At 53.6% G+C, this 22039-nt stretch carries 22 protein-coding genes; 8 read left to right on the top strand and 14 right to left on the bottom strand.

Annotated elements, in window-relative coordinates; genetic code table 11:
* Window positions 1–2: 2 nt before the first annotated feature.
* The gene (gene hprK / locus PY311_RS04545) at window positions 3–953 is read right to left on the bottom strand and encodes an HPr(Ser) kinase/phosphatase (protein WP_286147474.1); all 951 of its coding nucleotides are present in this window, start codon (window positions 951–953) and stop codon (window positions 3–5) included.
* A gap of 245 nt (window positions 954–1198) precedes the next feature.
* On the opposite strand from hprK, the gene rpmB reads away from it, so the two are divergent.
* Both rpmB and PY311_RS12620 read left to right on the top strand, forming a co-directional pair.
* Window positions 1199–1387 carry a 50S ribosomal protein L28 gene (gene rpmB, locus PY311_RS04540; RefSeq protein ID WP_286147473.1) on the top strand — a complete coding sequence of 63 codons (189 nt, stop codon included), beginning with the start codon at window positions 1199–1201 and terminating at the stop codon, window positions 1385–1387.
* A 58-nt stretch (window positions 1388–1445) separates the two neighbouring features.
* On the top strand, window positions 1446–1673 hold the full coding sequence (locus PY311_RS12620) for a DUF6485 family protein (RefSeq protein ID WP_350309698.1): 228 nt from the start codon (window positions 1446–1448) through the stop codon (window positions 1671–1673).
* 21 nt (window positions 1674–1694) lie between these two features.
* On the opposite strand, the gene PY311_RS04535 is transcribed toward PY311_RS12620, so the two are convergent.
* From PY311_RS04535 to PY311_RS04515, 5 genes are all read right to left on the bottom strand, one after another.
* A complete protein-coding gene (locus PY311_RS04535; RefSeq protein WP_286147472.1) occupies window positions 1695–2699 on the bottom strand; it encodes an NAD(P)H-dependent glycerol-3-phosphate dehydrogenase in 1005 nt (334 codons plus the stop codon).
* 10 nt (window positions 2700–2709) lie between these two features.
* The gene (gene plsY / locus PY311_RS04530) at window positions 2710–3396 is read right to left on the bottom strand and encodes a glycerol-3-phosphate 1-O-acyltransferase PlsY (RefSeq protein ID WP_286147471.1); all 687 of its coding nucleotides are present in this window, start codon (window positions 3394–3396) and stop codon (window positions 2710–2712) included.
* A 2-nt stretch (window positions 3397–3398) separates the two neighbouring features.
* The gene (gene der, locus PY311_RS04525; protein ID WP_286147470.1) at window positions 3399–4721 is read right to left on the bottom strand and encodes a ribosome biogenesis GTPase Der; all 1323 of its coding nucleotides are present in this window, start codon (window positions 4719–4721) and stop codon (window positions 3399–3401) included.
* 243 nt (window positions 4722–4964) lie between these two features.
* Window positions 4965–5159 carry a 50S ribosomal protein L32 gene (rpmF, locus tag PY311_RS04520; protein ID WP_286147469.1) on the bottom strand — a complete coding sequence of 65 codons (195 nt, stop codon included), beginning with the start codon at window positions 5157–5159 and terminating at the stop codon, window positions 4965–4967.
* A gap of 45 nt (window positions 5160–5204) precedes the next feature.
* Entirely contained in the window at window positions 5205–5702 is a 498-nt protein-coding gene (locus PY311_RS04515; RefSeq protein WP_286147468.1) for a YceD family protein, read from the bottom strand.
* A 200-nt stretch (window positions 5703–5902) separates the two neighbouring features.
* Here PY311_RS04515 and PY311_RS04510 point away from each other — a divergent pair, with 200 nt between their 5' ends.
* The 6 genes from PY311_RS04510 (at window position 5903) to PY311_RS04485 (ending at window position 11555) form a co-directional block, all read left to right on the top strand.
* The gene (locus PY311_RS04510; RefSeq protein WP_286147467.1) at window positions 5903–6868 is read left to right on the top strand and encodes an RluA family pseudouridine synthase; all 966 of its coding nucleotides are present in this window, start codon (window positions 5903–5905) and stop codon (window positions 6866–6868) included.
* A gap of 192 nt (window positions 6869–7060) precedes the next feature.
* On the top strand, window positions 7061–8203 hold the full coding sequence (potA, locus tag PY311_RS04505; protein ID WP_286147466.1) for a spermidine/putrescine ABC transporter ATP-binding protein: 1143 nt from the start codon (window positions 7061–7063) through the stop codon (window positions 8201–8203).
* Entirely contained in the window at window positions 8193–9050 is an 858-nt protein-coding gene (locus PY311_RS04500; RefSeq protein ID WP_286147465.1) for an ABC transporter permease, read from the top strand. Before potA ends, PY311_RS04500 begins: the two co-directional genes overlap by 11 nt.
* Before the next feature lie 35 nt (window positions 9051–9085).
* Window positions 9086–9919, top strand: a complete 834-nt coding sequence (locus PY311_RS04495) for an ABC transporter permease (RefSeq protein WP_350309700.1) — start codon at window positions 9086–9088, stop codon at window positions 9917–9919.
* A 53-nt stretch (window positions 9920–9972) separates the two neighbouring features.
* Window positions 9973–11115 (top strand): ABC transporter substrate-binding protein, encoded by a 1143-nt coding sequence (locus tag PY311_RS04490; RefSeq protein ID WP_286147463.1) that lies wholly within the window; start codon window positions 9973–9975, stop codon window positions 11113–11115.
* 44 nt (window positions 11116–11159) lie between these two features.
* Complete coding sequence (locus tag PY311_RS04485) at window positions 11160–11555, top strand: thioesterase family protein (protein WP_286147462.1); 396 nt, start codon at window positions 11160–11162, stop codon at window positions 11553–11555.
* A 79-nt stretch (window positions 11556–11634) separates the two neighbouring features.
* On the opposite strand, the gene PY311_RS04480 is transcribed toward PY311_RS04485, so the two are convergent.
* Genes PY311_RS04480 through pyrH form a run of 8 tightly spaced genes read right to left on the bottom strand, consistent with a single transcriptional unit; the run spans window position 11635 to window position 21892 of the window.
* Window positions 11635–15621: a PolC-type DNA polymerase III gene (locus PY311_RS04480; RefSeq protein WP_286147461.1), complete on the bottom strand. Its 3987-nt coding sequence runs from the start codon at window positions 15619–15621 to the stop codon at window positions 11635–11637.
* A 15-nt stretch (window positions 15622–15636) separates the two neighbouring features.
* The gene (ispG, locus tag PY311_RS04475) at window positions 15637–16698 is read right to left on the bottom strand and encodes a flavodoxin-dependent (E)-4-hydroxy-3-methylbut-2-enyl-diphosphate synthase (protein WP_286147460.1); all 1062 of its coding nucleotides are present in this window, start codon (window positions 16696–16698) and stop codon (window positions 15637–15639) included.
* A complete protein-coding gene (locus PY311_RS04470; protein ID WP_286147459.1) occupies window positions 16695–17786 on the bottom strand; it encodes a M50 family metallopeptidase in 1092 nt (363 codons plus the stop codon). Before PY311_RS04470 ends, ispG begins: the two co-directional genes overlap by 4 nt.
* Window positions 17783–18943: a 1-deoxy-D-xylulose-5-phosphate reductoisomerase gene (locus PY311_RS04465; RefSeq protein ID WP_286147458.1), complete on the bottom strand. Its 1161-nt coding sequence runs from the start codon at window positions 18941–18943 to the stop codon at window positions 17783–17785. Before PY311_RS04465 ends, PY311_RS04470 begins: the two co-directional genes overlap by 4 nt.
* Before the next feature lie 17 nt (window positions 18944–18960).
* Window positions 18961–19812 (bottom strand): phosphatidate cytidylyltransferase, encoded by an 852-nt coding sequence (locus tag PY311_RS04460; protein ID WP_286147457.1) that lies wholly within the window; start codon window positions 19810–19812, stop codon window positions 18961–18963.
* Between the two features lie 32 nt (window positions 19813–19844).
* Window positions 19845–20597 (bottom strand): polyprenyl diphosphate synthase, encoded by a 753-nt coding sequence (uppS, locus tag PY311_RS04455; protein ID WP_286147456.1) that lies wholly within the window; start codon window positions 20595–20597, stop codon window positions 19845–19847.
* Window positions 20597–21154 carry a ribosome recycling factor gene (frr, locus tag PY311_RS04450; RefSeq protein ID WP_286147455.1) on the bottom strand — a complete coding sequence of 186 codons (558 nt, stop codon included), beginning with the start codon at window positions 21152–21154 and terminating at the stop codon, window positions 20597–20599. The genes uppS and frr overlap by 1 nt, the downstream gene beginning before the upstream one ends.
* Before the next feature lie 18 nt (window positions 21155–21172).
* Window positions 21173–21892 (bottom strand): UMP kinase, encoded by a 720-nt coding sequence (gene pyrH, locus PY311_RS04445; protein ID WP_286147454.1) that lies wholly within the window; start codon window positions 21890–21892, stop codon window positions 21173–21175.
* Window positions 21893–22039 lie beyond the last annotated feature (147 nt).

Raw genomic sequence — 22039 nt, 5'->3', positions numbered from 1 at the left:
CATCACTGCTTTTCCTGTGTTGCCTGACTTCCCATATCCGCCCGCAGATCGACCCGGCGGGCCAATTCCTCCGCAGCATTATAACCGTAACGGCGGTGGCGGTTATTCATGGCCGCCACCTCAACAATACTGGCCAGGTTCCGTCCGGGACGGATCGGCACCGTCACGCAGGCCACCTGCTGTTCCAGAATATCAATGAACCGATCCTCAATTCCAAGGCGGTCATAGAACTTTGTGCTGTCCCATTGCTCGAATTCCACCACAAGATCGATCTGGGACTCTGGCATAACAGCCCGCATACCAAATAGCTGCCGGACGTCAATTACGCCGATACCGCGAAGCTCAATGTAGTTACGAATTACCTCCGGCGCCGTTCCAATCAGTTGGTCGGAAATTCTGCGAATCTCCACTGCGTCATCCGCCACCAAGCGGTGTCCGCGCATGATAAGCTCAATGGCCGCCTCGCTTTTGCCAACGCCGGAATCGCCGGTAATCATAACACCCTCGCCGTAAATGTCCAGCAGAACACCGTGCCGCGTAATGCAGGGGGCCAGCTCTTTGCTGAGATATTCCATAGCATGACTGGTGAAATCCGCAGTCCGCTCCTTTGTCCGAAGAAGCGTCCTGCCGTGATTTTGAGCATATTCCAGACACTCCTGTGGGCATTCAAGGTTGCGCGCCAAAACGAAGGCCGGAATCGTATAGGAGAACAAATCGTCAAACACCTTGGCTCTGCGCGTTTCACTCATTTTCATGATGTACGTCAGCTCTGCCTTGCCCATGACCTGAATGCGGCGGGCATCAAAATAATCAAACAGCCCGAGAATCTGCAGATCCGGCCGGTTGATATTGGTAGACTCTATCCGGTCCGTGTCATAGGTATCACCCTTATTTAAAATCTCCAGACCGAAATGCTCCACAAATCTTGCAAGGCTGGTGCCCTTCTCACTCATAGCGCTTAATTCCTTTCTTCTCTATGCTCAGATAATAAAATATGCCCCTGCACGGCAGTATGAATTAACTGCTTATATTATAAACGATTTCTCTTTACTGTGCAACACCTGTACATGGTTCATTCCCTTTCAAAAAAATCGATTTTTTTGAAAATTTTCCTTGCATTTTCATTTCATATCTGCTATGATACTACTTGTGCTTGTATGTGAAGCATTCAATACGCAACAGCAAGGAGGTGCAACGGATGGCAAAGTGTGAGTTCTGCGATAAGGGTGTAACGTTCGGTATTCAGGTCTCCCACTCTCATCGGCGTTCCAATCGTACATGGAAGCCCAATGTGAAGCGTGTGAAGGCAATCGTAAACGGTTCCCCCCGCCATGTTTATGTTTGTACCCGGTGTATGCGTTCCGGTAAGGTCACCAGAGCGATCTAATGTACGGATAAAGCGCCCGGACTTTTGTCCGGGTGTTTTTCTATTTTAAGGTATTATCATGAATCATTTTTGCCCCTGCAAAAATACAAGCTGCCGCTGTCACCCCTCCAATCATATATATGGTTGCTCCCCATGTATCGAAAAGGAACTGCGAAAGCACGAAATTCCAAGCTGCTTTTTCGACCTCGTCATTTCCCCCGGCGAACAGGTCAGTGATTGCTCCATGGAGGCTTTTGCCGAGCGCGTGCTGACATTCAATAAAAATAAGACCACCGAAAGCGAATAAATCGCTTCGGTGGTCCTTTTATTACAGCCAAGTTGTTTCTGTCAGCTCATCCTTCTTTGCCCGGCACATCAGGCTGCTCACCACATCCTGAACCACTCTGCCGTGGTATAGAACCTCATAAATACTGCGGCAAATCGGCATCTCCACGCCCTCGCGCTCTGCCAACTGGTGAATGCTTTCAGCCGCATAGTAGCCTTCTACCACTGCGCCGATCTCCGTCATGGCCTCCTGCGCGGATTTACCTTCGCCAATCAGAATACCCGCCCTTCGATTCCGGGAATGCATGGACGTACAAGTAACGATCAGATCACCCATACCGGCAAGACCGCCGAAGGTCTGGCGGGTGCCGCCCAGTTTTTCTCCCAGCCGGGTCAGCTCTGCCATAGCCCGCGTCATCAGCAGCGCTTTAGTGTTGTCCTGATAGCCCATGCCATCGCAAACGCCGCAGGCGAGAGCGACCACATTTTTCATAGCGCCGGACAGCTCTACACCCACGATATCCTCACTGGTATAGACTCGGAAATATGGATTCATAAAGGCGTCTTGTACCATTCTGGCAGTGGGCATATCCCTACAAGCGGACACGCAGCCAGTAGGCTGCCGAATACTTACCTCCTCTGCGTGAGAAGGGCCGGAAAGCGCAGCTACTTTACAGATATTTTGCGTGACATCCTCCAATATCTGACTCATCCGCAGATTGGTGTCCCGCTCAATGCCCTTGGAAACGCTGACCAGAACCGTTTTCTCCGTCAAATAGGGCGCGATTTTTTTTCCGGTCTCCCGTACCGCGAAGGATGGTGCCGCACATACAACCAGCTCCGCTCCAATCAGGCAATCAAGGTCTCCGCCGATGTGCAGCGCGTCCGGAAGCCGAACGCCCTTCAGCTTGGAATTTTCCCGGCTCTCCGCCATTTGCGCAGCCTTTGCCGGATCATGGGACCACAGGGTCACGTCATGTCCGTTGTCGCAAAGCACCATGCTCAGAGCCGTACCCCATCCGCCGCTGCCAACTACAACCGCTTTCATATTCGCCCTCCTACGTCTTCTTCCGATGAAAACTGAGCTTATTCTCATTTCCTGCCAACAGACGCCGGATATTGGCCCGGTGCATCCAGATAATCAGGCCGCCAAGAATAAACCCAAGCACCACGATCATGGGGACCGGATAACAATACCAGCTAATAAACGGAAAGCTCGCCCCGGCCCAAAGAGAGCCGAGGGAAACATAGCGTGTCAGCAGCGTCAGCAGCAAAAAGCCGCCCCAGACCACAATCGCTACCCGCCAGTCGATCATAATAGCGATAGTACCGCCGGAAAGAATGCCCTTACCGCCCTTGAAATGAAACATACATGGGAACACATGACCCAGCAGGCAGAAAAGTCCGCTCCAATACTTCGCAAAGGTCAGCCAGAGTATCGTTGTATCCTCGGCCGAAATGAAATCTGTATAGCCATGGCGAAACAGCCATTGCCCCACCAGTAGTGCAATGACCGCCTTCAGGACATCACACAAAATCACCACAAGAGTCAGCGGCCCGCCGAAGGTACGGAAAAAGTTCGTCAGTCCCGCATTGCCGCTGCCGTGGTTCCGCACATCATCCCGCAAAATGTATTTGGAAACGATCACCGCTCCATTGAAGCAGCCGCAGAAGTATGCGAATACTGCGGTCAGGAGCAGTAAAAGCGGAAAGGGCATTATTCCATTTTGAAACAATCCCGGCATCGTTACTCCTCCTTGTCGCCCTTTTCCCGGATGGACAGAATAATCGGCGTTCCCTCAAGGCTGAAGGTACTTCGAATGCAGTTTTCAAGATACCGCTGATAGGAGAAATGGAACAGCCGCCGGTCATTGCAGAACACCACAAAATGCGGCGGCTTTACGCCGACCTGCGTCATGTAATAGATTTTCAGGCGGCGGCCCTTATCCGTGGGGGGCTGCACCCGGGTCTGTGCGTCTGCCAGAACCGTATTCAGCATACCCGTGGTCACGCGGAAGGCCGACTGATTTGCCACGTAATCAATCAAATCAAACAGCTTTTCCACCCGCTGCCCGGTCTTGGCAGAGATGAACAAAATCGGCGCATAGGTCATGTAGGCCAAATCCCGACGGATGTCCTCTGTCATCCGGGCCATGGTCTTGTCATCCTTTTCCACAAGGTCCCACTTATTCACAACGATGATGCTGGCCTTGCCCGCCTCGTGGGCCATACCGGCTACCTTTGTATCCTGCTCCGTGACGCCCTCGGTGGCGTCGATCAGGATGAGACATACATCCGCACGGTCAATGGCCATTGTGGCCCGCAGAATGCTGTATTTTTCAATGTCCTCATCCACCTTGGAGCGCTTTCTCATGCCGGCGGTATCAATAAATACAAAGCTCCCTTTTTCGTTGGTAAAGCGGGAGTCAATGGCATCCCGGGTTGTTCCGGCCACATTGGAAACAATGACCCGTTCCTCGCCCAAAATCTTATTCACCAGAGAGGATTTTCCCGCGTTAGGCTTGCCGATGACAGCCACCTTGATGGCGTCATCATCTTCCTCCACTTCCTCCTCCGGAGGGAAATATTCCACACAGGCATCCAGCAAATCGCCGGTGCCATGTCCGTGGACCGCCGAGACCGCAATGGGGTCGCCCAGTCCCAGATTGTAAAATTCATAAATATCCGGGCTCTGGCCCTGATCCACCTTATTGACCGCCAGCACCACAGGCTTTCCGCAGCGGCGGAGCATGGAGGCAACCTCCTGATCCGAAGCGGTCATGCCCGTCTTAACATCACAGAGGAACACAATGACCGTTGCGTTGTCAATGGCAATCTGAGCCTGCTCCCGCATGAACGCCAAAATCTGATTGTCCGTCCGGGGTTCAATACCGCCGGTATCGATCAGCGTGAATTTCCGTCCGCGCCAATCGCTCTCACCGTAGATTCGGTCTCGTGTAACGCCCGGAGTATCCTCCACGATAGATAAACGGCGCCCAATGATTTTATTGAACAGCATGGATTTTCCCACATTGGGACGCCCCACAATGGCAATAATAGGCTTTGACATAAGCTACTCCTTCTTCGGTCCCTCAAAATGGTGCCAGCGCATACAATGCGCCGCACCGCTAATGAAAGTCCGTGCTTTTAACTACTGTTATATGATATATTATATCCGCGCCGCACAAAGATAGCAAGCAAAACAAGCGCTCTTGTGCAGCAGGATTTATCCGATCAAGGTCTTCAAAAATTCCAAACGCAAAAGTAAAGGAGGGAAGAAACCTCTTCCCTCCTAAAGCAAGCATTTTGGCTTTTACTTCGCCGCTACAGACTTGACAACCTTGACCTCACGGCCGTTGTAGCTGCCGCACTCCTGGCACATTCTGTGAGGCAGATGCAGAGCACCGCACTTGGGGCAGGCAACGAGGCCGGGGACTGCCAGCTTCCACACGGAGCTACGTCTCTTATCGCGTCTTGCTTTGGATACTTTTCCCTTAGGTACTGCCATTGTGACACCTCCTTGATCTACAAAGGCCGCGGCCTTATTTATACTTTATTTGTTCTCTAAAAGCTTTGCAAGGACCGCTAAACGCGGGTCTACTTCCTTTTTGCAGGAACACGGCCCGACATTCAGGTCGGCGCCACAGCGAGGACAGAGTCCCTTACAATCTTCAGAACACAGAGTCTTCGTGTCCATTCCAAGGATAAACGCCTCGCGGGCCAGCTCACCGGCATCCACCTGACCATTCTCTAATAGAACAATCTCGTCATTTTCCTCATTCTGAAGTTCCTCTGCTAAAATGCACGTATAAGGAACTGTTTTCTCCTGAAGAAAGGACTTGCCGCAGCGGTCGCAGACAGCATCCAGTGTTGTATGCGCCGCAAGCTCCAGATAAAGAACCTCCGCTCGGTTTCGTACCGCGCCTTCCACAATGACGGGCCGACTGATCGGATATCTGCCTCCGAAATTCAAATCGGACAAATCCAATTCAAATCGGAAATTCAGTTCCCCTCCGGGCGTATGCAGAATGGATTTAACGTCAATGAGCATAAGTCACCTCGTAATGACACGTTTAGTATTATAATGGATTGTCTGAGCAATGTCAAACATTTTTTTCTTTTTTCTTCATTTTTTTACCCTGATGCAAAGAGCCGCTTTTCCCCGCTTCACATTCTCGGCTCGAATGCTTTACAACCATATCCGATTTGAGTAAAATAGAAGAAAAATCGTTCAGAACACGGAGGCCCTGTATGCAGGAATTTGTAATCGGAAAAAATGACGCCGGACAGCGGTTGGATCGCTTTGTCGCAAAAAACCTGCCGCTGCTCCCCCCCGCCCTGCTGCAAAAGTACATTCGCTTAAAGCGCATCAAGGTCAACGGTAAGGGCTCCAAGCGGGACGTCCGTCTGGAGACCGGGGATACCCTGCAATTATACATTAATGACGAGTTTTTTGACAAGCCCAATGAGGAAAATTTGTTTCTCACCGTATTCAAGCCGCAGTTGAATATTGTCTACGAGGACGAAAATCTGCTGCTGGCGGATAAGCGGCCCGGTATGTCCGTCCACGCGGATGAAACGGAGAAGGTCAACACCCTCATTAACCACATTCAGGCTTATCTATACCAAAAGAAAGAATGGAATCCCAAGCGGGAGAACGCTTTTGCCCCGGCCCTGTGCAACCGCATTGACCGCAATACCGGCGGAATCGTCATCGCCGCAAAAAATGCGGAAACACTTCGCATTATCAACGAAAAAATCAGAAACCATGAGCTTGAAAAAACCTACCTCTGTATCACAGTGGGACGCCCCAAACGCGCAGAAGGAAAAATCGAAGGCTTTCTTTTGAAGGACGAAGAAAAAAAAGAGGTCCGCTTTTTCCATAAGCCGGTCCCCGGCGGAAAAACCGCCGTGACGCTGTATCGGACCCTTGCAAGCTACGGTGAGCTATCCTTGGTGGAGTGCCGTCTCTTAACGGGGAGAACGCATCAGATTCGCGTTTCCATGGCGGAAATCGGCTGTCCGCTGCTGGGTGACGGGAAATATGGCCGCGGCGATGTAAATAAGCGGTATCACGAGACCCGGCAGGCGCTTTACTCCTATAAGCTCCGCTTTGCGTTCCAGACAGACGCCGGTATTTTGAACTATTTGCAGGGAAAGGAATTTACCGTAGAGAACGTTCCCTTCGTCGAAAAATATTTTCCGCAAAGCACCTGAAAAACTTTTTTGTGAAAACGCCTGACAAAATCAGGCGTTTTCCTTGACATTTCAAGGTTTTTCTTATATCATTCTGAAGTGCCGAATTTCAAAGAAACAGGGTCCCCCCTTAACAGAGAGAAGAGGCGGAATTTTTCTGGCCGCAATGCTGAAAATAAAGCGGAAGCGGTCGATAGAAATGGGGGAGGATACATGTCCAAAGAGTTGATTCGCCTGCGGGATCTCTGCATGGCTTTCGACAACGAGCAGGTTCTCGATCACATCAATCTGTACATCAATGATAAGGAGTTCCTCACGCTTCTCGGACCCAGCGGGTGCGGAAAAACCACCACGCTGCGTATTATCGGAGGTTTCGCGATGCCTACATCGGGAGACGTCCTGTTCGATGGCGTGAGGATTAATGACGTTCCGCCCTATAAGCGGCAGATCAATACGGTTTTCCAGAAATACGCCCTGTTCCCGCACCTGAATGTATTTGAAAATATTGCTTTCGGCCTGCGGATGCAAAAGCTGCCGGAGGCTGAAATCAAGCAGCGGGTCATGGAAATGCTGGAAACCGTGAGCCTGAAGGGCTTTGAGCACCGCCGCCCCGATGCCCTCTCCGGCGGCCAGCAGCAGCGGGTGGCCATCGCCCGGGCACTGGTGAACCGTCCGAAGGTACTGCTGCTGGACGAGCCGCTGGCCGCTCTGGATCTGAAGCTCCGCAAGGATATGCAGATCGAGCTGAAGCGGATTCAGCAACAGGTGGGAATCACGTTTATTTATGTGACCCACGATCAGGAGGAGGCCCTCACTATGTCCGATACCATTGTGGTCATGGACAAGGGCTCCATTCAGCAGATCGGAACGCCCGAAGATATTTATAACGAGCCGAAAAACGCTTTTGTGGCGGACTTTATCGGCGAATCCAATATTATTGACGGTATCATGCTTCAGGATGATCTGGTGCAAATGTACAGCAAGACTTTCCCCTGTCTCGATGGCGGCTTTGCTCCCAACGAACCGGTGGATGTAGTTATCCGTCCAGAGGATATTGATATTGTCCCTGTGGAGCAGGGGCAGCTCACTGGCACGGTTACCAGCGTGACCTTCAAGGGGATGCAGTATGACATCATCGTTGACTTCAAGGGCTTCAAATGGCTGATTCAAACAACGGACCACTCCCCTGTCGGCTCCCGCATCGGCATCAAAATCGACCCTGACGGTATCCATGTTATGAAGAAAAGCGCCTATTCCGGTATGTTTGGCGATTACTCCTCCTTCTCCGAGGAATATGATGAGTTGGACGACGCAAGTCTTGCGTCGGATGAAGAGGAGAGCGGGGATGAAGAATAACCGTCTTTCCCGCTTCGCCATCCCCTATGTGATCTGGATGGCGCTGTTCGTGGTGGCCCCCATCATCATGGTGGTCATTTACGCGTTTTCCGCCTCTGTCGGCGGTTTTACGCTGGATAACTTCGCCAAAATGGGCACCTACACCGTGGTGTTCACCCGCTCCTTCAAGCTGGCCCTCATCGCCACCGCCATCTGCGTGCTCATCGGCTACCCGGTCTCCTACATGATGAGCAAGGAAGGCCCCCGCTTTCAGCGGTTGGCCATGGTGCTGATTATGCTGCCGATGTGGATGAATTTTCTGCTGCGGACCTATTCATGGATGGCTATTCTCGAAAACAACGGCCTTTTAAATCAGTTATTCCGCAAAATCGGCGTTATTGCACTTTATAACAGCATCTTCGGTACGGACATCAGCTTCTTTCGCATGATCAATACACAGGGGGCTGTTGTGCTGGGCATGGTATATAACTACCTCCCTTTCATGATTTTGCCCATTTATTCCGTAATCGTAAAGCTGGACCGCAATCTCATTGAGGCAGCCCGGGATTTGGGCGCCAACTCCGTTCAGGTGTTCCGACGGGTGATCCTGCCCCTGTCCCTCCCCGGTGTGCTCTCCGGCATCACCATGGTATTCGTCCCCTCCGTGTCCACCTTTGCCATCAGCAAAATGCTGGGCGGCGGCACGGAAATGCTGCTGGGTGACCTCATCGAACAGCAGTATATGGGCGGCGCGTACAATCCCTATCTGGGCGCGGCCATCTCCCTTGTGATGATGGTGATCGTGGTCATCTGCATGGTGGTCATGAACCGCTTCGGCGAGGGCGAAGAACAGGCGGTGATGATGTGAAGAAGAATAATAATTCGTTTCTGGACCGCCTGTTTATGGCGCTGGTGTTCGTGTTCCTCTACGCGCCCATCGTGCTGCTGATCGTCTTTTCCTTTAACTCCGGCAACAGCAACATGGTCTGGAAGGGCTTCTCCCTCCATTGGTACACGAAGCTCTTCCGCAACCGGATCATCATGCAGAGCGTGTACACCACCCTGCTGGTGTCCCTGCTGGCCACCATCATCGCCACTGTGGCCGGGACCTTCGCCGCCATCGGCTTCTACGCCATGCGCCGCCGGGTCCGGAATCCGCTGATGACCGTCAACAACATCCCCATGATGAACGCGGATATCGTCACCGGTGTTTCCATGTGCCTGCTGTTCGTGGCGTTTTTCAGCGGTTGGGGCAGCTTTGCCTCCTGGTTCAACACGTTGGGGCTGTTCCGGCTCCCCACCCACCTGACCATGGGCTTCGGGACGCTGCTCATCGCCCATATCACGTTCAACATTCCCTATGTGATTCTCTCTGTCGGTCCCAAGCTGCGGCAGATGGACCGCAATCTGGTGGACGCGGCTATGGACCTCGGCTGCACATGGATGCAGGCTTTCCAAAAGGTCATCATCCCGGAGATCAAGCCCGGCATCGTCTCCGGCGCGCTGACTGCCTTTACCATGAGCATTGATGATTTCGTCATCAGCTATTTTACTGCCGGTTCCTCTGCCTCTACACTGGCTATGACCATTTATGGTATGACCAAAAAGAAGGTAACGCCTGAGATCAACGCTATTTCGACACTCTTATTTGTCACGGTGCTGATCCTACTGGCGGTCATCAATCTGCGAGAGGCCCGGCAGGAGCGCAAACGCATAGCCGAAGCGGCCCACAAATAAAATTTCATGGCAGACGCCTTGAAATATAAATAATTTACTGGAGGAATGATCAATTGAAAAAAGCATTAGCCTTGACTTGTGCCATGACCATGGCGGCAAGCCTGTTCCTGACCGGATGCGGCGGTAATAGCAACAGCTTTACCAGCAGCACAGATTCCAATTCGGATTCCAATTCCGGCGGCAGTAACGGCAGCGGCAAGCGTGTTGTGAATGTTTGTAGCTGGGGTGAATACATTGACGAGGACTTGATCTACAAATTCGAGGACGAGACCGGCATCAAGGTCAACTACCAGACCGCCGAGAGCAATGAAGCCCTGTACTCCCTGCTCAGCATCGGCGGCGCGGATTACGATGTCATCGTCCCTTCTGACTATATGATCGCCCGTCTCATTGACGAAGGTATGCTGGCAGAGCTGAACTACGACAACATCCCCAACTATGAAAAGATCGGCGAGCAGTACAAGAGCCTGAGCTTCGATCCCGAGAACAAGTACACCGTTCCCTACACCTGGGGCACCCTGGGCATCATCTACAATTCCACCATGGTGGACGGCGACATCGACAGCTGGGACGCCATGTTCGACGAGAAGTACGCCGACAACGTCCTGATGATCCGCAACTCCCGGGACGCTTTGGCTGCGGCACTGCTGGACCTCGGCTATGATATCAACACCACCGATGAAGCTCAGATTCGAGAAGCCTATGAGCTGTTGGCAGACGCCAAGAGCAAGGGCGTATACCAGTCCTTTGTCATGGATGAGGTGTTCGGCAAAATGGAGGGCGGCAACGCCGCTATCGCCATGTACTATGCCGGTGACTACCTGACCATGCTGGACAACAACCCCGATCTAAAGTTCGTGGTTCCCAAGGAGGGCAGCAACTGGTTTGTGGACGCTATGTGCGTTCTGAAAACCGCTCAGCACAAGGAGGAGGCCGAGGCGTGGATCAACTTCATCGCCTCTACGGAATCCAATCTGGCCAACATGGACTACATTGGCTATGCTTCCCCCAATCTGGAGGCTCTGGAGGGTTATCCCGCTTACTACGAGGAGACCTACGGCGAGCCTCTGGACGAGGAGCGCTATGAGATCATGGCCGCTCCCGATGACGTGCTGGCCCGCTGCGAGCTGTATACCAACCTCCCCGCCGACACGCTGACGCTGTACAACGATCTCTGGACGGAGCTGGGTATTTAACAGAAACCGCAGTCCCGCCGACGCGGGACGGAAAGGAACTAAGTATGATTGAAATTGGCGCGAAGCTGACCGTTGAAAAGACGGTCACCCCGGAGCTCACCGCACAGGTGGCCGGTTCCGGCTTGCTGCCGGTGTTCGGCACCCCCTTTATGACGGCTATGATGGAAAATGCCGCAGCCGGCGTCCTCCAGCAGTATCTGGAGGAGGGCAAGGGCAGCGTGGGCACCCATCTGAATGTCTCCCATGACGCCCCCACCCCCGTGGGTATGAAGGTCTGGGCGGAGGCTGAGATCACCGCCGTTTCCGAAAACGGCAAGATGATCGACTTCGCCGTAAAGGCGTGGGACGAGAAGGGTCCCATCGGCGCAGGCACCCACACCCGGGCGATCATCACCAATGACCGCTTCCTCAGCAAGTGCAACAGCAAGCTGGATAAATAAACAAATTAAAAAAATCAGCCCCGTAATCCACTAAGGATACGGGGCTGATTTTTTATTGATTCAACGAAAAAAAATTGTATCAGAACAGTGTGATCTGACTGGTATCTGCCATACCGGCAAAGGCGCCAAGCGCCTTTAGCTGCTCAATATGCGTTTTGGAGAGCTTATTGCAGCACATGGAAAATTCTTCGATGGAGATGAACTCCTTCCCTTTCCGCTTCTCCACTGTGTCAATGGCCGCCGCTTCACCTAAACCATGTACGGTGACAAAGGGCGGCAGCAGTCCGTTTTCCGTTACGATAAACTTTGTTGCATCGGACTTGTAGATATTGATGGTGTCAAAGTGGAAGCCCCGGAGATAAAACTCATAGCACACCTCCAGCGTGGTCAGCAGATTCTGCTCAACAGCCGTGGCATCCTTATTGTTTTCAATTTCCCGAATCTTCTTTTTAACCGCCGCCATACCGGCGCAGCAGTATTCCGCGTCAAAGGCCTTGGCTCGCACGGAAAAGAACGTCGCATAAAACGCCAGCGGCTCATGGACCTTGTACCACGCAATGCGGAACGCCATCATTACATAGGCGACTGCGTGAGCCTTGGGGAACAGATAGCCGATTTTGGCAAGGGATTCGATGTACCACTCCGGCACCTCATGTTCTCGCATGGCGTCCTCCCAGCCCTCGTCAAAGCCGCCCTTCTTTACCTTTCCCTTTCGGACCTTTTCCATGATCTTAAAGCTCATTTTGGGGTCCAGTCCCTTGGATATAAGGTAAAGCATGATATCGTCACGGCAGCCCACCGTTTCCAGAACGCTGGCGGTGCCGCTCAAAATCAGTTCCCGTGCATTTCCCATCCACACATCGGTGCCGTGAGAGAAGCCGGACAGCCGCACCAGCGTATTGAAGTCCTTCGGCTGCGTGTCCATCAGCATCTGCCGGGTGAAGCGCGTGTTGAACTCCGGAATTGCCACAGCGCCAGTAGGCCCGAGAATTTCATCATTTTCATATCCCAGCACCTTACTGGAGGTGAAAATTGACATGGTATCCGGGTCATCCAGCGGAATCTCGTGTGGGTCCACGCCGGTAAGGTCCTGCATCATACGCACCATGGTCGGGTCATCGTGTCCCAGCATATCCAGCTTCAGGATATTTGCCTCCATGGAGTGATATTCAAAGTGCGTTGTAATGGTATCGGAATCATCCGCATCCGCCGGGTGCTGAACCGGGCAGAAATCCTCCATATCCTTGTCATCCGGGACAACCACCAGACCGCCGGGGTGCTGGCCGGTCGTCCGGCGCACACCTACACAGCCAAGGGTCAGGCGGTTTTCCTCTGCCCGGCTTGCCACAATGCCGTTTTCCTCCAGATACTTCTTGACAAAGCCATACGCCGTTTTTTCCGCCAACGTACCGATGGTTCCTGCCCGGAACACCTGTGTCTCACCAAACATTTCAATGGCATGTCGGTGCGCCCGCGCCTGATATTCGCCGGAGAAGTTCAGATCGATATCCGGCACCTTGCCGCCGCCGAAGCCCAAGAAAGTTTCAAACGGGATATCAAAGCCGTCCTTTACGTACTTTGTGCCGCACACCGGGCACTCCTTATCCGGCATATCTGCTCCGCAGCCGTAGCTGCCATCCAAAATAAACTCACTGTTTTTGCAGTTAGGGCAGCGGTAATGGGGCGGCAGCGAATTGACCTCAGTAATGCCGGACATATAAGCCACCAACGAGGAACCGACGGAGCCACGGGAGCCCACCAGATAGCCGCACTCATTGCTGCGCTGCACCAGCTTTTGCGCAGACATATACACCACATCGTATTTTCCAAGAATGCCGCCCAGCTCCACGTTCAAGCGGTCCACAATCAACTGCGGCGGATTCTCGCCGTAAAGCCGATGGACCTTCTCCCATACCAGACGGTTCAAATCCTCCTCTGAATTTTCAAGGCGCGGCGGGAACAGCTCCGCCGGCAGCAGCTCAAAGGTCTCGATCTGATCCGCAACCAGACGGGTATTGGTGATCACCACCTCATACGCCTTTTCCTCACCCAGATAGCTGAACTCCTCCAGCATCTCCTGTGTGGTTTTGAAATAGATTGGCAGCGGCTCATTGGCGTCCGGGAATTTTTTAGAGGCCAGCAGGATATGCCGGTACACCTCGTCCTCCGGCTCCCGGAAATGAACGTCGCCCGTAGCACAGACCGGCTTTCCAAGCTCCTCACCCAGCCGGACAATGGTGCGGTTAAACTCCCGCAGGTCCTCCTCGCTTCTGGCATCGCCATTGCGAAGCATGAATGCATTATTGCAAAGAGGCTGAATTTCCAAATAATCATAAAACGAGGCGATGCGTTTCAGCTCATCCCAATCCTTATGGTCCGTCACCGCCCGGAACAGCTCCCCGGCCTCACAGGCAGAGCCGATGATTAAGCCTTCCCGGTGCGCTATCAGTTCGCTCTTGGGAATAGTGGGTACCCGTTTAAAATACTTCAGGTTGGACGCTGAAATTAACTGGTAAAGATTTTTCAATCCCACCTTGTTCCGCGCCAAAATGATGATATGCTTCGGGAACCGGTTTGACTTACTGCCAAGGGGCCGCAGCTTCTCCATTTCCTGATTGATGGCCTGCAAACTATGGATTCCCCGCTCATGGAGCATTTTCCAGAACGGAATCAACATATACCCCACTGTTGCGGCATCGTCGCTGGCACGGTGGTGGTTAAAAGCGGGCAAGTCAAGGTGCTCCGCCACAATATCCAGCTTATATTTAGAGAGCTCCGGCAGCAGATTTTGCGCTAAAATCAAGGAGTCCACATAGGTCGGCTCAAAGTCCAGACCAACCTTTTTACACCCCGCACGGATAAAGCCGATATCAAATTCCGCGTTATGCGCCGCCAGCGGCCGCCCGTTGACAAATTTCAGGAAATCCGTCAATGCCTCCTTCAGCTGCGGCGCGTCCTTCAGCATTTCGTCTGTGATGCCGGTCAGGCCGATGATTTCCGGCGTTAAGCGGCGGTTGGGATTTACAAAGGTCTGGAAGCGTTCGGCGATCTCACCGTTTTTCAGCACCACCGCACCGATCTCCGTGATAGCCTCCCGGTCTACCTTGAGACCTGTTGTTTCAATATCGAAGCAGACGAACTCGTCCTCCAATTTGCAGTCCTGATGCCCGTGCACAGCGATTCGGTCATCCACATTATTGATAAAATAGCCTTCTACGCCGTAAAGTATTTTTATTTTATCCCCTGCTGCGTGCCACGCATCCGGGAAGGATTGGGCCACGCCGTGATCCGTAATGGCAATGGCGGGATGTCCCCAGCGAATCGCCTCCTTGATGACCTCCTTTGTATCCGTCAGCGCGTCCATATTACTCATTTTGGTGTGCAGGTGCAGCTCCACACGCTTGACCGGCGCCGTGTCCTGACGCTCCTCATGCTGGATGATATTGATATGATAAGGATTGAGCTGAATGTCCTTACCGTCCCATGTTGGCTCCATCTTCCCCTGAACGCACAGCCACATTCCCGGATTGATTTTCCCGTCCAGCGCCTTTGCGTCCTTATCTGTCAAATTTTTATGAATCGCAACTGAACTGGTGTAGTCTGTCATTTCCACATGAAGACGCCACATTCCCGGCCGGCGGGTCTCCGTACATTCGGCAGAGAACACCTTCCCTGCCACCGTGGCGTTGCCCATTTTCAGGTCCAGTGTTTTCATCTCTACAGGCCGCGTTTTAATGGTATTCCCCATTAAAACCGCCCCCACCGCGGCTCCCCCGCCGTGACTCCCGGACGCCGGTGCCGCTTTCTGCCGGTCTGCGGGAGCTGCTTCTTTCAGTGTTGCATGAATATCGACTGCGTTGAAGCTATAGTCATTGCGAATCGCGGAAATCAGCTCATCAATATCCGAAGCCTCCAAAGCGGTCTTTACTGTCACCGCCAAATCAATGGCCCGTGTTTCTCTTTGGATGCAGGCTGTGGTGATTGCTGCGCCCAGCAGCTTGAGCCGCAGCTCTGAGGACAGCTTCAGCTGCGAAAATAATTCAAAAAACGGTATCTCTTTCGACATGGGGACCTCTTTCGTTTACAGCTTCTCAATTTCTTTCATTAAGGCATCTACAAGCTGCTCCTGCGGCACCTTGTAAAGTATTTCTCCCTTTCGGAATATCAGACCCTCACCGTCTCCGCCGGCAATGCCGACATCGGCGGCAGACGCCTCTCCCGGGCCATTGACCGCGCAGCCCATCACCGCGACTGTAATATTCTTCTTGCAGCCCGTAAGGCGCCGCTCGACCTCCTCCGCCATGGGAATCAAATCAATTCGTGTGCGGCCGCAGGTCGGGCAGGCAATCAGATTGACGCCATCTCTCCGCAGTCCGGCAGCCCGGAGTATCCTCTGCGCGGCGTAAACCTCCTCAACGGGGTCCGCCGTCAGCGTGACACGCATCGTGTCTCCGATGCCCATACACAGTAATCCGCCAATTCCCATGGCGGATTTTATCATGCCCATAGCCGGCGTACCGGCCTCGGTAACGCCTAAGTGCAGGGGATAATCTGTCTGCTGGCTCAAAAGCGTGTAGGACCGCATGGTCAAAGGCACATCGGAGCATTTGACCGAAATGCAGATATCATCAAAGTCATAGCGGTTCAGCAGCTTTACATGGCCCATGGCGCTCTCCACCAGTGCCTCCGCAGTAACGCCGCCATACTTGGCCCGCAGGCTCTTTTCCAGAGAACCGCCATTGACACCGATACGAATGGGAATCCGCTTTCGGCGGCAAGCCTCCGCCACAGCCTTGACCCGCTCCTCCCCACCGATGTTGCCGGGGTTGATGCGCAGTGCATCGATTCCCCGCTCGGCGCACATGATCGCCAGCTTATAATTAAAGTGGATGTCCGCAATCAGCGGAATCGTGATTTGCTCCTTGATACGGTCCACCGCCATAGCCGCTGCCTCATCCGGCACCGCAATGCGGATGATCTCGCATCCGGCGGCCTCCAGCGCGTGAATCTGCGCCACGGTAGCATCAACCTGATCCGTTTTCGTATTGCACATGGACTGGATGGTAACCGGAGTACCGCCGCCCACCGGCACGGACCCCACCATCAGCTTCTTTGTCATCTTGAATATCCTCTTTTCAGTCATTTCAACAGCCTGAATACATCATGAAATGTTACCAGCAGCATAAAGCCCAGCAAAAGCGCCATGCCCGCCGCATTGACAGCCGCCTGAAATCTCTCGGGTATTTTTCTATGGAAGACTTTGATAGCAACAGCATCCACCAGCAGGAACAGAATCCGCCCGCCATCCAGCGCCGGCAGCGGGAGAAGATTCATCACCGACAGGTTTACCGCAATCAACGCCGCAAAATAGGCAATACTCTCCGCCGCGGCTAAGAGTCCATTTTCATTATTGCTCTCCGCCTCCTGCTGCGCCTCTGAGCCGACATTTTGAATGGTTGTCACGATGCCCACCGGGCCGCTGAGGTCATTCAGTCCGGCATTTCCCTGAACGAGTTGTACGAGACTGAACCAAACCAACTGAACAAAGTCCTTCGCCTGATTCCAACTATACGAAAGCTTGTTCCACGCGGTCGCAGTGATCGCCTGACGTCCCACATACAGTCCAAAGCCCTGATAGGGCTTGCCCTGCTGGTCCGTACAGGTCTGCCGGAGAAGTTCCTGCACCGTGATATGCTGGCCGTCCCGAATGACCTCAATATCGGCCGTATCGCCGGAATAGCCCAAAAACATCTGCGCGTCGCCGCTGAAATAAGTGCGCCAGCCGTTGACCTTGTAAATCTGATCTCCGGGCATCAGTCCGGACGCACCGGTCTGCGTGACCTCCGGCGCCAAGTTCGCTATGCTGTCTACCCAAAACACCTGCGCGCTGCTGAACAGAATTGCGATAATCAGCAGTCCGGCAATGAAATTCATAAAAGCACCGGCGGCCAAAATCACCAGCTTTTTTAAAAAGCCTTGCCGGACAAAGGAGCGGGTGTTACCGGTATCCTCATCCTCGCCCTCCATGGCGCAGTAGCCGCCGATGGGCAGAAGCCGAAGCGAATATAGGGTCTCGCCCTTTTGCCTTTTCCACAGTGCGGGACCCATGCCGATGGAAAACTCATTGACCTGCACGCCGCAGAACTTCGCAGCCAGAAAATGTCCCAACTCGTGCACGGCAATTAAAATTCCAAAAATCAGAATTGCTGCAAGGATATAGACAATGCTCATGCATGACTCCTTGAATACGCGGATTTCAAGGCAGCTCGTGCCTCCCTGTCCGCTGTCAGAATATCCTCCAAAGAGGGGCTTTGCACCGTAGGAACCATCGCCCTGACCTCAGCCACCAAATCGGAAATATCGTAAAAGCCGATTTTTTGCTCAAGGAACAGGCGAACAGCCTCCTCATTGGCGCCATTCAAAATCGCGCAGGCTGTACCGCCCTGTTCCGCCGCTTCCTCTGCCAGACGAAGACACGGAAACACCTCCCTGTCCGGCTCCATGAAGGTCAGCGGCGGGCTGTTCAGCAAATCCAGCGGCGGCGCCGGATTTTCTCCCCGCTTCGGATAGGTCATAGCATAACGAATCGGCAAACGCATATCCGGCGTCCCCAACTGCGCCAAAACCACTCCGTCACAAAATTCAACCATGGAGTGAACAATGCTCTGCGGATGCACCACAACGGAGACCTGACGCAAGGGCAGGCGGTACAGCCGCATGGCCTCAATGACCTCCAGCCCCTTATTCATCAATGTGGCGCAATCAACGGTGATTTTCGGCCCCATGGTCCAATTCGGATGCCGCAGAGCATCCTCACGGGTCTTTACTGCCGCTTCCTCCCGCTTCATGCCCCGGAACGGTCCGCCGGAGCAGGTCAATATCAGCCGCTTGATCTCACTGCGCTCCGCGCAGCCCTGCAAGCACTGAAAAATAGCGGAATGCTCGCTGTCCACCGGCACGATTTCCGCGCCGCAGCGCTCCGCCTCATCCATAACCAGCTCTCCGGCACAAACCAGTGTCTCCTTATTTGCCAGCGCGATACGCTTTCCCGCATGAATTGCCGCCAGCGTTGGCTTCAGACCCACAACGCCCACCACTGCGGTCACGACCGTGTCCGCCTCCGGCAGTGCGGCAGCCTCAGATAGCGCCTCCAAGCCGCCCCGTACCTTGATGTCAGTATCCGCCAGGCGCATAGTTAGCTCTCTTGACGCGCCTTCGTCTGTCATTACCGCCAGCTTTGGGCGAAATTTCCGGCACTGCGCCTCCATTCGCTCCACATTGGTATTAGCGGTCAGGGCCGCAACACGCAGGCCGAGCTGTTCCGCTACATCCAGACTTTGACGTCCAATGGAGCCGGTGGAGCCGAGTATTGTAATCGTATTTGTCATAGCTTATCCCCTATGCCTTACAGTCCGCCCGCGCAAACAAACAGATAGAGCCACGGAGCAATAAACAGCGTGGAATCAAAGCGATCCAGCATTCCGCCGTGGGTCAAAAACAGGTGGCTGAAATCCTTGATACCGGCCTCGCGCTTGATGAGGGACATGGAAAGATCACCCAACTGCCCCACCACGTTTGCCAGCGCACCATACTGCGCCAACTGCAAATAATTCGGCGCGTAGCTAAGCCATGCATGGGCCACTGCGCCCCAAAGCACCAGCCCCAGCGCGCCGCCCAGCACACCGGCAATGGCACCCGCCCATGTTTTGTGCGGGCTGACCGCCGGCGCCATTTTGCGCTTTCCGAACAGCATTCCGCCATACATGGAAAGGCTGTCCCCGATAAACGCCACGCAAAACGGCAGCAGCACGTACATTCTGCCATATTCCGGATCCATCCGCAGTAGAAAAATGCTGCTGTACATCATGGGGAATACAATGCCGCCCACAATGGCGGTGGCCACATCAGCAAAGGGCATAGCGTTTGGCTTTCCATATCCCTTGACCGCAATGAAAAACAGGAACGTTACCAGCGTCAGCGGCTCACACAGAATGCGGATCATCCCGATGGACTGATACCCGTCATAAAACTGCCATGTATGTTCATCGTAAATGACCCATTCCAGAACAACAGCCGCCAGAATGGTGGCCGCATAGACGCACTTCGGCACCTTCTTTCCTGCCGTGTGCAGCAGCTCATAGGCGGCGGCGGCAGAAATGCCGCATACCACGATCAGCGTGGCCCAGCTTGGACACAGCAGAAACGCCGCCAGCAGCAGCGGCAGACCAACAATGACAACCAGCCATCTTTGCAACATTGAAAATCAGTCCTTTCAACGCCTGTAAGGGCTTATTTCTTCACACCGCCAAAGCGGCGGTCACGGCTCTGATAGGCCGCAATGGCCCGATCCAGCTCCGCCTCGTCAAAATCCGGCCACAGCGTATCTGTATAATAAAATTCCGAGTAGGCGCATTGCCAGAGCAGGAAATTGCTCAGCCGCTCCTCTCCGCTGGGCCTGATGATCAGCTCCGGGTCCGGGATGCCGGCAGAGTCCAGATAGGAAGAAAATACCGCCTCATCAAGCTCCTCCGGCTTCCGCGTCCCTGCCGTGCACTCGGCGGCAAACCGCCGAACCGCCCGCAGAATCTCATCCCGGCCACCGTAATTCAGGCAGACATTCGCCTGAAAATCATCGCGGGACAGATGCTCTGTAATTTCATCCGTCTCATGGGCCAGCGCCCGCAGCTCCGGAGCAATGGGTGTCATATCTCCGAAGAAATGGAGCCGGATATGGTCACGCTCCATGGTATCCACCGCCTCCAGCAGATACTTTTTCAAAAGCGCCATAATGGTGGAGACCTCCGTTTCGGAGCGCTTCCAGTTTTCCGTGGAAAAGGCGTATACCGTCAGATACTTGACGCCGATATTCTTGCAGTAGGTAGCTATTTTGCGGAATGTCTCCGCTCCCGCCTTATGACCAGCGGTACGGGGCAGTCCGCGCTTCGTGGCCCAGCGGCCGTTGCCATCCATAATGATAGCGATATGGCGAGGTGGGTCACCAACCCACCCCGCCGTATGTGTTCCAGTTCGTACCTCAGCCATCAGATCTCCATCAGTTCCTTTTCCTTGCGGGCAAGAAGCTCGTCGATTTTCTTGCTGCTCTCATCCGTCAGCTTCTGGAGGTCCTTCTCCATCTGCTTCAGATCGTCCTCCGTGATTTCGGACGCCTTTTCCATTTTCTTGAAGGCATCCATAGCGTCCCGGCGGATATTGCGAATCGCCACCTTGCCGTTTTCGGCATATTTGCGAATCTGCTTAACCAGTTCCTTACGGCGCTCCTCCGTCAACTGCGGGAAATTCAGGCGGATATTGCGTCCGTCATTCTGCGGGTTGATACCGAGGTCGGAGTTCAGAATTGCCTTTTCAATGGATTTCAGCGCGGAATTATCCCAAGGGGAAATTTGCAGAATACGGGGGTCCGGCGTGGAAATCGCGGCGATCTGCTGAATGGGCGTCGGCGTGCCGTAATAGTCCACCGTAATGCGGTCCAGCACAGCGGCGTTGGCCCGGCCAGCCCGGACAGATGCAAAATCCGCAGCGGCAGAGTCGATGCTCTTGCTCATCTTTTCCTCATAAATCTTGTATTCGTCCTTCAACATGGCGTGTTCCTTCCTTTCTCATTCCTTTACGATGGTTCCGACCTTTTCGCCGCATACTGCCCGGATAATATTTTCCGGGTCCTTCAGAGCAAACAAAAGTACGGGAATATGGTTGTCCATAGAAAGCGATGTCGCAGTTGTATCCATGACCATCAAATGCTGTGCCAGCACATCGTCATAGGAGATGCTGTCATACTTCACCGCAGTGGGGTCCTTGACCGGGTCGGCGCTGTAAACACCGTCTACGTTTTTGGCAAGCAGAATCACATCTGCGTCAATTTCCGCAGCCCGCAGCACAGCCGCCGTGTCTGTGGAGAAATAGGGATTGCCGGTGCCAGCGCCGAAAATGACCACGCGGCCCTTTTCCAGATGCCGGATAGCCTTGGAGCGGATGTACGGCTCCGCGATGGAGCGCATTTCAATGGCGGTCTGCACCCGGACGGGGATTCCCTTCTGCTCGCAGACATCCGCCACGGCCAGACAGTTCATAACGGTCGCCAGCATTCCGATATGGTCAGCGCGGCTGCGCTCCATTTTGCCGCCGCCGCTGTTCTTGGCGCCCCGCCAAAAATTGCCGCCACCGACAACAAGGCCCACCTGAACGCCCATGTCCAGACATCTCTTGATCGCATCGCACACCTGACCGATCACCTCAAAATCCAGACCGGAGTGCTTATCTCCCGCCAGCGCCTCGCCGCTGATTTTCAGCAAAACACGATGATAAACCGGTTTTTCCATATTGCCCTCCTATGGCATATAATCTTATCGTTTATTTTACCTTATTTTCCGCCGTTTGGAAAGGGGGTAACGGAAGATTTTCACAGGAAAATTAAAAAGTGCTTTTTCCTTGAAATTCCGCCTTTTTTCACGCCGCAACCGATAGTT

This window comes from Neopoerus faecalis (genome assembly GCF_029218125.1).
GTDB classification, from domain to species: Bacteria; Bacillota; Clostridia; order Oscillospirales; family Oscillospiraceae; genus Oscillibacter; species Oscillibacter faecalis_A.
This window is presented reverse-complemented; position numbering and strand designations above follow the sequence as displayed.